At 53.9% G+C, this 14,608-nt stretch carries 15 protein-coding genes; 1 reads left to right on the top strand and 14 read right to left on the bottom strand.

Annotation, left to right across the window (positions count from 1 at the left end; all coding sequences use genetic code 11):
• Positions 1 to 10: 10 nt before the first annotated feature.
• The 9 genes from BUC32_RS16650 to BUC32_RS16610 form a co-directional block, all read right to left on the bottom strand.
• Entirely contained in the window at positions 11 to 730 is a 720-nt protein-coding gene (locus BUC32_RS16650; RefSeq protein ID WP_073255527.1) for an alanyl-tRNA editing protein, read from the bottom strand.
• Positions 730 to 3,135, bottom strand: a complete 2,406-nt coding sequence (locus BUC32_RS16645; RefSeq protein ID WP_073255524.1) for a mechanosensitive ion channel family protein — start codon at positions 3,133 to 3,135, stop codon at positions 730 to 732. The genes BUC32_RS16650 and BUC32_RS16645 overlap by 1 nt, the downstream gene beginning before the upstream one ends.
• Positions 3,136 to 3,138: 3 nt before the next feature.
• Positions 3,139 to 4,167: a cysteine synthase A gene (locus BUC32_RS16640; RefSeq protein ID WP_073255521.1), complete on the bottom strand. Its 1,029-nt coding sequence runs from the start codon at positions 4,165 to 4,167 to the stop codon at positions 3,139 to 3,141.
• 54 nt (positions 4,168 to 4,221) lie between these two features.
• Positions 4,222 to 5,337 carry an NUDIX domain-containing protein gene (locus BUC32_RS16635; protein ID WP_322788026.1) on the bottom strand — a complete coding sequence of 372 codons (1,116 nt, stop codon included), beginning with the start codon at positions 5,335 to 5,337 and terminating at the stop codon, positions 4,222 to 4,224.
• A 13-nt stretch (positions 5,338 to 5,350) separates the two neighbouring features.
• Positions 5,351 to 5,791 (bottom strand): TrgA family protein, encoded by a 441-nt coding sequence (locus BUC32_RS16630; protein WP_073255515.1) that lies wholly within the window; start codon positions 5,789 to 5,791, stop codon positions 5,351 to 5,353.
• Complete coding sequence (locus BUC32_RS16625; protein WP_073255613.1) at positions 5,791 to 6,999, bottom strand: SAM-dependent methyltransferase; 1,209 nt, start codon at positions 6,997 to 6,999, stop codon at positions 5,791 to 5,793. The genes BUC32_RS16630 and BUC32_RS16625 overlap by 1 nt, the downstream gene beginning before the upstream one ends.
• 165 nt (positions 7,000 to 7,164) lie before the next feature.
• Entirely contained in the window at positions 7,165 to 8,388 is a 1,224-nt protein-coding gene (locus tag BUC32_RS16620; protein ID WP_073255512.1) for an aminotransferase class V-fold PLP-dependent enzyme, read from the bottom strand.
• 70 nt (positions 8,389 to 8,458) lie between these two features.
• Entirely contained in the window at positions 8,459 to 9,373 is a 915-nt protein-coding gene (locus BUC32_RS16615) for a DMT family transporter (RefSeq protein ID WP_073255509.1), read from the bottom strand.
• A gap of 4 nt (positions 9,374 to 9,377) precedes the next feature.
• Entirely contained in the window at positions 9,378 to 9,797 is a 420-nt protein-coding gene (locus BUC32_RS16610; protein ID WP_073255506.1) for an HIT family protein, read from the bottom strand.
• Positions 9,798 to 9,978: 181 nt separating this feature from the next.
• Here BUC32_RS16610 and BUC32_RS16605 point away from each other — a divergent pair, with 181 nt between their 5' ends.
• On the top strand, positions 9,979 to 10,377 hold the full coding sequence (locus BUC32_RS16605; RefSeq protein WP_073255503.1) for an SRPBCC family protein: 399 nt from the start codon (positions 9,979 to 9,981) through the stop codon (positions 10,375 to 10,377).
• Between the two features lie 58 nt (positions 10,378 to 10,435).
• Here the strand turns inward: BUC32_RS16605 and acuI are convergent, their stop codons facing one another.
• The 5 genes from acuI to BUC32_RS16580 all read right to left on the bottom strand — a co-directional run bounded on the left by acuI (position 10,436) and on the right by BUC32_RS16580 (position 14,545).
• Entirely contained in the window at positions 10,436 to 11,428 is a 993-nt protein-coding gene (gene acuI, locus BUC32_RS16600; protein WP_073255501.1) for an acryloyl-CoA reductase, read from the bottom strand.
• A 91-nt stretch (positions 11,429 to 11,519) separates the two neighbouring features.
• Complete coding sequence (locus BUC32_RS16595) at positions 11,520 to 12,623, bottom strand: dimethylsulfoniopropionate demethylase (protein WP_073255499.1); 1,104 nt, start codon at positions 12,621 to 12,623, stop codon at positions 11,520 to 11,522.
• Positions 12,614 to 13,129, bottom strand: coding sequence for a DinB family protein (locus tag BUC32_RS16590; RefSeq protein ID WP_073255496.1), 516 nt, complete (start codon positions 13,127 to 13,129; stop codon positions 12,614 to 12,616). Before BUC32_RS16590 ends, BUC32_RS16595 begins: the two co-directional genes overlap by 10 nt.
• Positions 13,129 to 13,758 (bottom strand): DUF1326 domain-containing protein, encoded by a 630-nt coding sequence (locus tag BUC32_RS16585; protein ID WP_073255493.1) that lies wholly within the window; start codon positions 13,756 to 13,758, stop codon positions 13,129 to 13,131. The genes BUC32_RS16590 and BUC32_RS16585 overlap by 1 nt, the downstream gene beginning before the upstream one ends.
• A gap of 25 nt (positions 13,759 to 13,783) precedes the next feature.
• Positions 13,784 to 14,545, bottom strand: coding sequence for a DUF2182 domain-containing protein (locus tag BUC32_RS16580; protein ID WP_245815202.1), 762 nt, complete (start codon positions 14,543 to 14,545; stop codon positions 13,784 to 13,786).
• Positions 14,546 to 14,608: the final 63 nt, after the last annotated feature.

The following is a 14,608-nucleotide window of genomic DNA, read 5'->3' as shown; positions in this document are numbered from 1 at the left end:
TGCGCTTTTATCAGATGTCGAGGTGTAAATAGACGCGGCGGTTTTGTCGCCCCTTCTTTTCCACTTTACCAATGCGCACACGACCGATCTCGCCGGTGCGCGCGACATGAGTGCCACCGCAAGGTTGCAGGTCAACCTGATCCCCGCCTTCTCCGATCCGGATCAGTCGCACCTGCCCCTCTCCCATGGGTGGTTTGACGGACATCGTTTTGACCAAGCTTGGATTGGCCTCAAGCTCGCCAGATGTGATCCAACCCTCAGTGATCACAAGATCGCGCTCAATCAATCGATTTAGCGAGTCGGTCAAGGCCTCTTTGTTTTCAAGAGCCTCAGGCATATCGAAATCCAAACGACCTTTGTCAGGGCTGATCGATCCACCGGTCACAGGTAGCGGGATGATCACTGACAACAGATGCAAAGCCGTGTGCACGCGCATCAGGCGGTGTCGACGTTCCCAGTCAAGCGTTTGGGTCACTTTGGTGCCAACAGGGGGCAAAGCGGCTGGCTCGGCCTGGACAAGAGCGATATCGTTACCTTCGGCCTTTACAGTCGTTGCGATTGGCATTTTGTACGAGTTCCAGGAAATGTCACCGCTGTCGCCGGGCTGACCTCCTCCGGTTGGATAGAAAAGACAGCGGTCCAGTATAATGCCTCCTTCGGGGGTGTGGCCGACCACCGTGCCCGTTGCCTGACGCAAATAGGCGTCGTCCCGAAACAACAATTCACTCATTATCGGTCTCCATCTCCGCCTGCGTCGCCGCCGCCATCATTGTCTTGTTGGCGGATTGTGTTCAATTCCGCCGGGCTCACCGGTTCGACCTGAACCGGGTGTTTGGCAGGCTCTGGTGTGCGCAGCCAGACATCCTGTTGTGGGAAAGGAATCTCGATGCCCTCTTCAACAAAGCGTCGGGCAATTTCATAATTCAAATCTGACCGCACACTCAGAACCCAGTTTACGTCCCGCAGGATGGCGCGGATTTCGAAATCGAGAGAACTGGCGCCGAAACCCTGAAACACGACATAGGGCGCAGGCGTTGCGAGGATCATCGGGTGGCCATTGGCAACTTCGAGCAGGATTTTTTCGACCGTTCGAGGATCGGTGCCATAAGCCACGCCAATTGGCGCAATCACCCGCCCCACAGTGCTGCCGCGGGTGTAGTTGGTGACAGTGCCCGCCACCAAATCGCTATTGGGAACAATCACGTCCGTGCGATCAAACGTTTCAATCCGGGTTGAGCGTACCGATATGTCACGCACATATCCCATCTGGCCATTAACCTCGATCCAGTCACCTTCTGCGATCGGGCGTTCGATCAAAAGAATAATGCCACTGACAAAATTCGACACAATGGTTTGCAGACCAAACCCGATCCCAACGGACAAAGCCGAAGCCACCAGAGCGATCGATCCAAGGTCGATGCCGGTATTGTTGAGAGCGATCATCGCGGCCAGGGTCAGGCCGACATACCCAACTCCGACAACCACGGCGTTTTGGCCACCAATGTCGAGCCTTGTGCGCGGAAGAAAAGTGTTTTTCAAAAACGCTTGTGTACCGCGCGTTATTGCATAGCCAATAGTGAAAATTGCCAGAAAAATGATGACCTGCGATGGCGAGATTGTAATATCGCCAACCCGGATACCAATCAGAATTTGGCGATAAAATGAGGTGATTTCCTGAGGCCGCATGCCCCAGATCAACAATAACAGGGGAGTCGAGAGCAAAACCATAGTGCAGGACAGGATCAACGGCCAAAGTTTGCGTTCTGTCTCTACTTTTGGCGCGGTGTCATCTGCAAACATTCGGTTGAACATGCCGTGCATCAAAATCAGCAAGGTCACGAGCTGCACCGTGTAGATCGCCGGAAACATCAGTGCTTCTGCCGCTCGTGTATAGCCGGCAATTGCCAACCCAACACCTACGACTGCGGCAATTTGATAAAAGCGCGCTAAGATCGATAGAAAATGATCATAATATTTTGCTTCACCGTCCGTCGCCCGAATATTGGCCCGTACGTTGGCTCGAAACAGCTGGGCGAACCGTAACATCAAGGCGCCCGCCGCCAAGAACAATGGAAAAAGGATGACCGAGCGCGAGTCTGACTCCCAGCCGTCAAAACTGGCGACAACCTCGAATACCTGATAAGTCGCCATGACAGCGCCTACCAAATAGGATGCGTTCAGAGCCTGACGCACTTGTTTTGGGTTCAGAGGAACTCGTTGGATTTCCGTGTCTGTTTTCGTAAAGACCCGCCGTCCGATCCAAACTGGCATAAGGTAGTGAAAGCCTGCCAAAGGCAGCACCCCGAGGATTTGCTCTCCGCGTAAGCCAACCAGGTCTGTGGCATAAAAAGCCTCAACAACCAGAAAAATTCCGATCAGCGGGGGGATGACATATCCTAAGGAAATTAAGAAAGCAACGAGTTCGTGCGTCGCTGTCCGTTTGGATTGCCGTAGCTTTTTCAATGCCCGCGCTGTCCAGAATGAACTGCGGAACATCAAAACCAACCCAATCGCCAACAAGCCCAGAAAGCTTAGCATATTTTGGAAAAAGTCCTGCGTCCGCTGCTCATATGTCCAGGCTGACTGAATCTCCGTGAAAACATGAGAAGCGCTACCGCTGATTGATCTTAACGCGGCATTCCAATTTCTAAGAAAGACTGGCGATGGATTGCGTTGGCGCAGCTCGCTGGCGTGGCGGTCCCGCATCAACTTGTCGACACCTTCAATCAGCTTCACGGCTTCGATGCTGGCCAGCTCTGCTTTGACAATCGGAACCCGCGCCGTGGAGAGAGCTGAGTTGAGTTTATCGCGCTGCTCAACAATTTCGGCCGACTCGTTCTCCGGGTTCTCAGGTGCATCCCCAAGCCGATCTAACTGAGCTTCCAGCGTTTCAACCGAAATTCGTGTTTGTGACTTATAGGTATCAAAGTCATTACGCCATTCAACCAGTTGGGCGCGCAGCGAATCCATTGCCGTTTCAGAAGCTCGCGCGGTTTGAATGGCTTCTTCCGCGCGTTGCGCGACCGAGCGCCATTTTTCAAAGTCCGGTGTTTCCGCTTGGGCGTGCACGCCATACCAGCCTGGTGTTAGCACCAGAACCAGTAAAACCAAAAAGTAGCGAAAAAACCTTATCAAGACTTAAACATCCTCAAAAACACCTGGAATGCTGGCGGGACCTTCTTTTAGCCATTTCGGGGCTGGCAGTCCCTTATCTTTCAGGAACTGTGGATTGAACAATTTGGATTGATATCGCGTACCATAGTCGCAAAGCACGGTCACAATTGTATGTCCCGGGCCCATTTCGCGGGCCATCTGCATTGCGCCGGCCACGTTGACACCAGAAGACCCACCAAGACACAAGCCTTCTTCGGACAGCAGATCAAACACGACAGGCAAAGCTTCTTTGTCTGGAATTTTATAGCATAAATCCGGAGTGAACCCTTCGAGGTTTGCAGTAATGCGCCCCTGCCCAATCCCTTCGGTGATCGACGTGCCGCCATGATCGATACCTGTGTACAGTTTGAACATGCCAGAGCCACCCGGATCGGTCAGTGCAACTTTGACACCTTTGGACTGGAGCGCGACACCTACCCCGGCGAGCGTTCCACCCGACCCGACTGCACAGCAAAACCCATCAACTTTGTGATCGGTTTGCTCCCAGATTTCAGGGCCGGTCGTTTCGATGTGGGCCTGTCGATTGGCGACATTGTCAAACTGGTTTGCCCAGATCACGCCGTTCGGCTCTGACTTGGCCAGCTTTTCCGCAAGGCGGCCAGAATACCGCACATAGTTGTTTGGATTGCTATAGGGAGCTGCCGGAACCTGAACCAACTCGGCCCCCGCCAAACGCAACATGTCCTTCTTTTCCTGACTTTGTGTTTCAGGGATGACAATGACAGTTTTGAACCCCATGGAGGCGCCCACCAAAGCAAGGCCAATGCCGGTATTGCCTGCGGTGCCTTCTACGATGGTACCACCGGGTTTCAGGTCGCCGCGCGCAATGGCATCTTTGATAATGAAAAGTGCCGCGCGATCTTTGACCGACTGCCCCGGGTTCATAAACTCGGCTTTGCCCAGAATTTCACACCCCGTAGCCTCGCTGGCTTTGTTGAGGCGTATCAGTGGCGTGTTGCCAACAGCGGTGGCCAAATCGGAGGCAATTTGCATGGGCGCGTTCCTTTTATAGTGCTTAAATCTGTGTAGGCCGTGGTCAGCGGGAACTCAAGCGTTGCCACGCAGCCTTTCACGATGACGTGCAAGCCAAAGACCCGCCAAGACCAAAGGCGCATTCACCGCCTGCATGTTGTCGACAAGCCCCATCAACTCATCAAAGCTGAACAGGTAAGATTTGATATCTTCGGCCTCGCTGTCCAATCCGGCTACTCCGGCGACGGTGTCGGGCAAATCCGCTAAGCCTATATAAATATTGTAATATTCTGTCGAACACCCCGGGGAAGCATAGCAGTGAGCGACTTCATGCAACGATTGTAGGGTCAGACCTGCTTCTTCTTCAGATTCACGGTGCGCTGTGTCTTCAGGATGCTCGCCTGCATCGACGCGGCCTGCGATGGGTTCCAACTGCCAAGGCAGCTTGTCGCCGCGGGCAAACGGACCAGGCCGGAATTGTTCGATCAGAAGAACCCGGTCACGAACCGGATCATAAGGCAGCACGATTACAGCGTCAGTTGCAATAAACACAGCGCGACGCACCATGTCGCTTTGACCGCCGTCGTAACGCCGAAAAGACAAGTCAAATTCGTTCATCGTAAAGAAATCAACATACGGGCGAACCATGGCGTGAACCTGAACATCTCTGTCACTGAAGCCGCTTGGCGAAGAACCGAGATTATGCATTCGCGCGTTGACCTTGGCGGTGGCGCGGGCACGGATCATGGGAAACATCGTTGCGATTTTTTCTGCACTGTACTGGCCAAAATAACTCATGACTTCGCGGGCAGCAAAAAGGGTCATCTCACCCCAATCCGCAATCCATTTTTCCAGACTCCAGTCTTCCCCAATTTGCCAAAGGTCTGGGTTCGGAAAATAGACTTCGGTCTCAACATCCAGCCCGTTGGCCGACACTAGGACGGGTTTCAGATCGTAGTCAAAGCCACCCTCGTAATAGTTCAGGCGCGCGATATCTGAATCCGACAGGCCAGAAACCAAAATTCCCTTGGCCCCGTCTCCTCCAGCTGAAATCATGGGAAAAACCTGGTTCTTTGCCCAGGAAACAGTGTGATTTTCGAGCTGCGCCTCACAAATATTCAGTTTTTTCGCCGCACGCCCCAACACAATTGCCAGCAATGGCACATATCGCAATGTGCCGTAAAAAAACAATGTTTTCAAAGAATTATCTCCAGCGACGGTAGGCGAATTCAGTGATCAGCCCGGAAACAACGGCCCCAACGACCAAAGTTACGATGATCTCGACATCTAGCAAATACTGGCCATAGTCTACACCTATCGCAAGAATGCCACGGAGGGCCTGCAGTAGGTTGCTATAACGATGTCGAAGTGCCTGATCGACCATCTCATAGCTACCAAAAACCAGCAGCGCGAATACGACCAAGAGGGCTACGGCCGTGATACCGTTATTTACTCCATCTACCACAGATCCACCGGCGCGGGCTCCAAGATGGGTCCACCCCACAATTAGCCCCAGAAAAGCTGTGACATAAGTAAATTTGCCGAAAACTGTTGCCTCGGGCATCAATGGTTTGACCATTTCGGCAATAATCGCGCTCAGAATGGCGAGGCATATGGCAGCAACAAGTCTTGAACCGGTGGGCATTAGGAAGGCCTGCGAATAGTGATTTGCGTTACGTCGCAGTTTCCGCTGTGAAACGCCGCCGCGCAAGAGGTCAGATAGAAATTCCACATACGCTGAAAACGTTCATCAAATCCCATCGCCTGAGCCTCCTGCCATTTGGCGTTAAAAGTTGCATGCCAACGGCGCAAAGTCTGACTATAGCTTTCGCCAAATTCAATGGATCGGACGAAATCGAGACCAGCATTCTTAACCTCAGTTTTCAGGGCTGTCGGGCTTGGCAGCATCCCTCCGGGAAAGATGTATTTTTGAATGAAATCAACACCTTTTCGATAGGTTTGAAACCGTTCTTCGGTCAGAGTAATAACCTGTAAAGTTGCGTTTCTTCCGGGTCTTAAACGGTCGCGGACAGTTTTGAAGTAGACGGGCCAGTATTTTTCTCCAACGGCTTCAAACATTTCAATACTGGCAATTCCATCATATTGCCCTGTTTCGTCTCGATAGTCCTGAAGCTTAAAGGTCACCATCTCGTTAAGTCCTGCATTTTCAATGCGCTGCTGCGCAAAGTTCAATTGCTCCTGGCTGATTGTCAAACATGTGACCTTTAATCCACGGTGCCTGGCGGCATATTCCGCAAAGCCCCCCCATCCACATCCAATTTCAAGCACATGGTCACCGGGTTGGGCCCCCATCTGGTCCACCATTGATGCGTATTTCTGTTCCTGTGCCTTACCAAGGTCCTCTTGGCCGCTTTGAAAAAGTGCGGAAGAATAGGTCATGCTTTCGTCAAGCCAAAGTCGATAAAAATCATTCCCCAGGTCATAGTGATAGGAAATATTCTTTTTGGCCTGTTCCTTGGTGTTTCGATTGGCCCAATGACGCATACGTTCATAGAGACGCACGAAAAACATTCCCGGAAATCCGTCATACAGAACATCATTGTCTGCCTGCAAAAAGTCCAGAAACGCCTGAAGATCCGGTGTGCTCCAGCCACCTTCAATATAGGCGTCACAAAACCCAAGATCGCCTTCTCGCACCAATCTGGCAAAGGTATCCTGGTCATGGAGACGAAGTTCAGCGACAGGACCCGCATCTGGGCCTTTGGCGCGAAACCGCCTGCCATCCGGCATTACAAAGTCTATGCGACCTCGCTGAATTCTTGTTGCGATGTCGTACACGTTGGCAAAATACCGAGGCAGATTGTCCTGCCCCTTTGTCGTCGTTAAGATCATCCCGCTTCCTCCCATCGCGGTTTGCCCCGAGATGCTAATGCGGAAAAACCCTTTTGGGCAAGACTTCTGTGAAAAGAGGCCAAATCAAGCGGGAACACGTGTGTGTTTTGGTGCGAAAACGCTGTTTTCGCACCTCAGAAAGCCAGATTGGATTGGTATTGACCGCTAGAGAACGGCCTCAAGTGCCCCAAGTAATGTGTCGATTTCGTCTTTGGACGTGTAGTGCACAAAACTGAGACGCAAAACACCGGTTGCAGGGTCTACCCCCAATGCCTCAAGCGCGCGAACGGCATAAAAATCACCGCCACCAGCCATGATCCCATAAGGCGCAAGGTCAGCCGCCAGCTGTTCACCGGGTTTTTTACAGGCCAATGCGACCGTCGGAGCGCGGTTTTCTGCCTGTGTAGGTCCGATCAGGCGAACTGAATTTCGGCTCGCAGCAAAATCCAGCAGTGGTTGAAGAAGGGTAACCTCATGAGCGCGCATCAAGTCGTGTACAGCCTCGCCGCGTCCAGCAGCCGTTTGTCCGCCGACACCATGGTGTTCAGCCAAAAGATCAATGTAATCCGCCATCCCTGCAGATGCAGCGACCTGAGCGTGATCCGGTCCGGCAGGCGTAAAACGCATGTAAAGAGTGTCTGCGTTGAAATAGTGTCCCTGATTGGGAAGCATCATCCCCAGATTCCGGCGGATCACCATACAACCCTGATGCGGTCCGTAGGTTTTATAGCTTGAAAACAAATAAATATCAGCCCCAAGCGCATCCACGTCCGGCAAACCATGCGGCGCATAGCTCACGCCATCAACGCAGACAAAAGCCCCCGCTGCATGGGCACGGGCCGAGATCTCTGCTACGGGATTGATCTCTCCCACCACGTTCGAACAATGTGGAAAACACACTAGGCGCACATCATCATCCAACAAACTGTCCAGCTTGGCCGGGTCTAAACGCCCGGTTTCGGGGTCAATACGCCATTCGCGCACCTCAATCCCCTCGTCCGCAAGGCGTCGCCACGGGCCGGTATTGGCCTCGTGATCCTGATTGGTCACAATGATTGCATCACCCGGCTTCAACCATTGGCGAAACGCCTGCGCCAGCACATAGGTGTTTTGTGTGGTCGATGGGCCAAATGACAACTCATCGGTCTCGACGCCTAGAATCGCGGCAAGCCGAACGCGAGCTTCGTCCATTTCTGCACCGCCAAGGCGGGCCGCCTCATAAGGCGCATAGGGCTGAACTTTGCGTTCGCTGTAAAACCGCGTCAGACGGTCAATCACAGGTCGACAGGTATAAGACCCACCCGCATTCTCAAAGAACGCTTGCCCGGCAAGAGAAGGTTTCTGAAAAGCCGGAAACTGGCTACGAACAAAATCAATATCTAACTGCATGGGCGGCCTCATTCATGGGTTTGAGGCAAGGTGCGTCAGAGCCGCACTCAGCGCAAGCCTAAAGCGTGTATCAGGTTTGATCCAGAGTGTGATCTGACGTCTGATCTGACGGCGTCAGCAGCACCTCGACCAGACAGGCGCCAAGGATCAGCACGGCGCCCGCCCACTCAATCCCGCTCATGCGTTCTTCGGGCAGGAACAGGCTGGCGGTGATCCCGGCGACCAGCACCTCGGACATCATCAACAGGCCGACGCGCCCCGGAAACAGGAATTTTTGCGCCCAGAACAGGATCATCACGGCGGGTATGATAAAGGCAATCGAGATCAGCGTCGCATAGGGTATCGCCGTACGCAACGCCTCAAGCGACGGGACCTCAAGCACCCCGGCCACGGCCCCCAACAGCAGACCAAAGAACGCGGTCGAGGCAAACTGGAACATGGTCATGCCGGGCAACGGCACGCCCTCGTATTTCTTGATCATCGCGGCCCCCATCGCCCAGGCGATGCCTGAGAAAAACGCGAACACATCACCAACGCCCAGGGGCACCGTATTGCTGCCACCCGAGACCAGCAACAACAGGCCGATCAGCCCAACACCAATGGCAACCCAGCGCATCACCGTGGCCTTTTCCTCAAGCCAGACAATGCCAATGAGCGTCGCCCAGACAGGTGTGAGGTAGAACAGCAACGTCGCGCGCATCACCGTGGTGTGCACGATGCCAACACCATAAAGCGCCATCCCCAGACCGGTAACCAGCCCGATAGCTGCCGCCTCGCGCATGTGGCCACGATGGGCCGCCAGCTGGAACAGGACCACAATGGCCAGTACCACCGCGCCCGGCGCATTCAACAGCGCCACACCCCAGCTGCCGCCAATGCCCTGACTGTCCAGCGCACGCAAAGGAATCCAGTAAAGCCCCCAAGCCGAGGCTGAAATGAACACGGCCGCTGACGCAAAGCCGGGAGTCGGAGAGCTCAATCGCATTGGGTTATGCGTCCAACGCAGCGCGAATTTTATCGGCCTGCTGTTTCAGCAAACCGAAATCCGCCATGGTTCCAGGAGGGCGTATTTTGACACCTTCGTGACGCGGAAGAATGTGGAAGTGCAGATGAAAAACCTCTTGTCCACCAGCGTCTTCGTTGAATTGTTGCAAGGTAATGCCATCGGCGCAAAAGGCCTGCATGCAGGCTTTGCTCAGTCTCTGAACTGTTGCGAGGCAAGCATTCAACTGCTCTTGGCTGGCATCCAACATATTGCGACAAGGGGATTTGGGGATCACCAGACAATGACCTTCAGCACGCGGCATGATATCCATGATCGCCAGCGTGTCAGCATCTTCGTACAGTTTTTCACTGGGAATTTCTCCCCGTAGGATTTTCGCGAAAATATTGTCGCTGTCATAAGCCATTTTTGCTCGTCCTCGCGCTGGTGTTTCGCGCAGATTAGCTGAACAATTCTCCAGCCAACAGAGGGCAATTGCGATTTCCCGGATTTCTGAAACGGATGGATTTCTCCGAACTGGTTTCCGTCTTGAGGTCTGTCTGCTATGCTGTGCTTTCGCTTGAATTTCGCCCCTGGGGGAGCAGCAAATGACTTTCGAAAAATTCTACGACCTACCAATTGAGAATTCGCTCGTCTATGCGGCTTGGACCTCCTCTGAAACCATCATTCCTCCGGCAGAAAGGATGCGTGTGGTTCCCAAAGTTGGCGGCGCCTATCATTTGTTTATGCCGGGTTCGGGTGATGTCCCAAGCTGCCAGGGTGTATTCTATGAAGTCTTTGCAAACAGCCGCTTGCGCTATAGCTGGAAATGGGCAGGTGACGAGGAAGAGACTGATATTACAGTGTCATTCTCTCCAACGGCTCTGGGCTCTCAGGTCACAATTCTTCATCAGGGATTTCAATCCGAGAAAAGCCTGAAAACCCATGCTGAAGGGTGGGACAATTTCATCGCCGGCCTGACAGAGTTTCTACAGGCCCGCGCCTAACGAAAAAAAGCGGACCACATTGGGCCCGCTTTTAGAAAATTGCACGTTTCGTAAGGAATTACGCGTTTACATCGACAACAACACGGCCTTTGACCTGACCTTTCAGGATATCCGCGCCTAACGAGGGCAAATCAGACAAAGTTGCTGGCTGCACCATCGCCTCCAGCTTGTCCATCGGCAGATCGTTGGCAATGCGCTTCCACGCTCGGACGCGGTTGTCATAGGGCTGCATTACGGAATCAATGCCCAACAGGTTCACGCCCCGCAACAGGAACGGAATGACGGTAGCCGGAAGGCCAGCGCCACCGGCCAGTCCAACGGCACCAACACTTGCGCCATATTTCATCTGACCCAGCACACGCGCCAGCATGTCACCGCCTACGGCATCCACACAACCAGCCCAGGTTTCGGCCTCGAGCGGGCGCTTCACGGTTTCGTTCAGCTCTTCACGCGCAACAACCTGCGTGGCACCCAAGGACTTCAGGTAATCGCCAGTATCCGGACGACCTGTCACACCGGCCACTTCATAGCCAAGATTGGCCAAGATTGCCGTTGCAACCGATCCCACGCCCCCAGCAGCGCCGGTGACCAGAACGGGGCCTTGGTCAGGCTTTAAACCATGATCTTCCAACGCCATTACCGCCAACATGGCCGTGAACCCAGCCGTGCCCACAGCCATTGCCTGTTTGGTGCTCAGACCTTCTGGCAGCGGCACCAGCCAGTCGCCCTTGACCCGCGCTTTCTGGCCGTATCCACCCCAATGCATCTCGCCAACGCGCCAGCCGGTCAGCACAACCTTGTCTCCGGGCTTGTAACGATCATCATCGGACGTCTCGACAGTCCCTGCAAAATCAATTCCCGGAACATGCGGATAGTTGCGCACCAACCCGCCGCCCTTTTTAGAAAGACACAGCCCGTCTTTGTAGTTCACGGTAGAATACTCAACGGCCACGGTCACATTGCCTTCGGGCAATTGATCTTCGCTAATTTCTTTGATCTCCGCGCTCGCCAGACCGTCTTCGTTTTGTTCCATCACCAATGCTTTGAACATTGTTTGTCTCCTAAGTCTTGCCCGGGCGATTTCCCAGACTTCATTATTTCAAAAATGCCCTCACCAGAGACTCCTGCCCCGGTGGTACGCGCTATTGCCAGAAAGCTTCGAATACCGATGCCGGGCGAATGCCTTCGGGTGTAATCACGTCAACTTCGGTGCCAACATTCCAGTGGGTCATCCGGATCATCCCGATTGCCACATTTGTATTGAAATCGGGCGACCATGCGGCGCTGCTGATGTTTCCGACATGCAGATTGCCATCCATTACCGGCCACAGATCGCCACAAGGCGGTACTGGGCTACCATGAATTTCGACCGGGCGTATCTGCTTAACCGGGCCCTCTTTGGCAACACGCAGCAAAGCATCACGTCCTACACAGCCAATTGCGGTGTTTGTATTACAAAACCTGCCAAGGCCGCATTCATGTGGTGTGTTGTCTTCGGTCATGTCATTGCCGTAGCTTAGCAACCCGCCTTCGATCCGCTCGATCAGGTTCGGGCAACCCGCGTGCACGTCCAAGTCCTTGCCCGCCTCCATCAGCGCATTCCACAGGGGCATGCCGATGTCACTGCCTTCAACGTAAATCTCGAACCCGCCCTGCTTGGAATAGCCAGACCTCGCAATCACGAGATTGCGGCCCATGAACTCGAACCAGCCAAAGCGGAAAAACCTGACATCACGAACTTTGTCACCAAAGACACGTGCCATCAGATCGTCGGATTTTGGTCCTTGGATTGCCAGTGGCGAAACATCCGGTTCGGTCACCAGAACGTCCAGACGATACCCAAAAGCAATCCCCTTGACCCAAAGCAACAGATCACTATCTGCAATCGAAATCCACCAGCGGTCTTCTGCCAGCTTAACCGCCACGGGATCGTTCAACATACCGCCGGTTTCGTCGACGATCGGGACATAGAAACACTGGCCGGGCACCATGTTGCGCAGATCACGTGGCGTGAGCATTTGCATCAACCGCGCGGCATCGGGTCCGCGCAACTCGACCTGGCGTTCACAGGATACATCCCAGACCTGCACCGCATTTTTCAGATGGCGGTAGTCTTCTTCGATTGAACGAAACACCGTGGGCAGTCGCATACGGTTGTAAACTGTGTAGCCTTTCACTCCGGCGGCCTCGACACCGTCAGAAAACGGTGTCCGCCGCAAGCGACGAGACAAAGAAATCAAAGCCATTTCTGATCCTCTGGCATGAACACCAAATCGGTGTCCCCTGTGGTCTGCCCCGCCGCTGTCAGCAAGGCATGAACCTGCCCGCGGTGATGGGTCTGATGATTGAAGAAATGCACAACAGCCTGCGCCACTGGTACGGTCACATCCCGGTTCTGCGCCCCGGAAAACCAGGTGATATCCCCGGTCAGGTCAACGTTGAGCACCTTGTCAGCCCATTGCCGGATACGCCCATCGGTACGAAAGCGTTCTGCACTCCACACTGCCAGTGTCGGCGTCATTTCAAGGCCTTCGTCGGGACCGACATCTGGCCCCGCACCTCCATCGAACCGGGCGATCCATAACAGATCGCCCCATAGCAGATGGTTCAGCGTTTTCATGATCGAGCCGAAAAACGCGCCTTTGTCAGCGCGCAATTCGGCCTCTGTCAGCTTTTCGGCTGCCGCCCTGGTCTGTTCGTTTTGCCACGCGTTATAGCGCGCCATCATCTGACAGAATTCGGGCGTGATCATCAGCGAGGGCCCTTCCAGTCGATCTGACAAATCTCGGCGGAACGACCATCGAAATCCCAAACACGGCCAAAGGCACGTACTTTGCCTTTGGTGGCTGTGGCCACAGTGATGTCGGGTCCCATCCAGTATTCGGTGTTGGTGACAACGATGTCTTCGCCACCCTTGCCTTCAACGGGCACAACGGCGCCTTGAATTTTCTTGCCGACCATCAAACGACGTTCATTGCCTTCGGTTTCAAACACGACTTGTTCGCGCTCTGCCCCAAGGAATTCACCCACCAGCATGCCGAACAAGCCAGTCGTGCCACGTGCAGCACCGCTAAAGATGTTAACCAGACCGTCATAGGCGGCCTCGGAAGCGCGGTCATCGATGTAAACGGCAGCCTTCCAGTTGCCTCGGCCCATGTTGCCCGGAATTTCCAGAAACAGACCGATGTTCAGACCCGACAGATCTTCGTCGCCGTACTGGCCTTCATCGATGCGCACACCGGCCCAGGCCTGACAGTGACCTTCTGTGGGTGGGTGTTTGCCGAGGCTGACCACGCAAGGACAGAACACGATGCAGTTACAGTTGAGGATCAGCTCCCCTTTGATGGTCCAGGGCACTGTGCCCACTTGATCTAATGCCATCTTACTTCCTCCGTATTTATGTTTCTCAAATTGCGGTGATGCCCGTCCAGGCTGCGGCGGCCAAAAGCGCAAAACCCAAGGGTCGAGTGACCCAGCGCCCAATTTCGGGCAATTTTTCCAGAACCATGATGATTGTCGCAAGCCCCATAAAGGCAATGTTCATCACGCCACCGACAAAGGCCAGCAGCATCAAAGCCCAACAACAGCCCAAGCAAACCAGGCCCAACCGGACGCCATTGCGCCAAGGACCCTCATCCCAATGTTGCATGAAAAACGTCAGCGGCATGCGACATTTGCTGAGACAGGCTTCTTTAACAGGTGAGAACTGGTAGGCGCCGGCGACTGCCAGCAAACCAGCAGACAACAACCCCGAACGGCTATCGCCAAACGCACTGATCAGATCCATCTGAAACAGGCCCATTTGCACCAACGCCGCAAACACTGAAAAGCCGAGCCACACCACCAGATATCCTAAAACCAGATGGCCGAAATTGGTGCCGTCCGTCGAGTGCCCTAGGTCATCGTAGGTGGCAAAGGCAGGTAAGGCTGTCGGTGCCATCATCGCGGCTGACATCAGCACCCACATGGCCAGAACGCGAAGGTATCCTGCTGCATCCGGCGTCACAGTGCATAAAGACACCCAAAAGTCCGAGCCATAAACCTTCCCGGCAGCCCGCAGATCCGTAGGCAATGACATCAGGTACAATACAACCCATGCGCCCAGAATTGCCCCAAACAAGGCAATCCAGTGAATTCCGGTCATTGATCTGATGCGGGCAGCAAACATCTTGCGCAGCCTCTTCCAATGGCGACTCATTTCTTGCAAGTAAATTGTCAGACATTTAAACTG

The organism is Shimia gijangensis (assembly GCF_900142085.1).
GTDB lineage: Bacteria > Pseudomonadota > Alphaproteobacteria > Rhodobacterales > Rhodobacteraceae > Shimia > Shimia gijangensis.
Note: the sequence above shows the minus strand (reverse complement) of the source record. Positions and strands in the feature narration are given on the sequence as shown.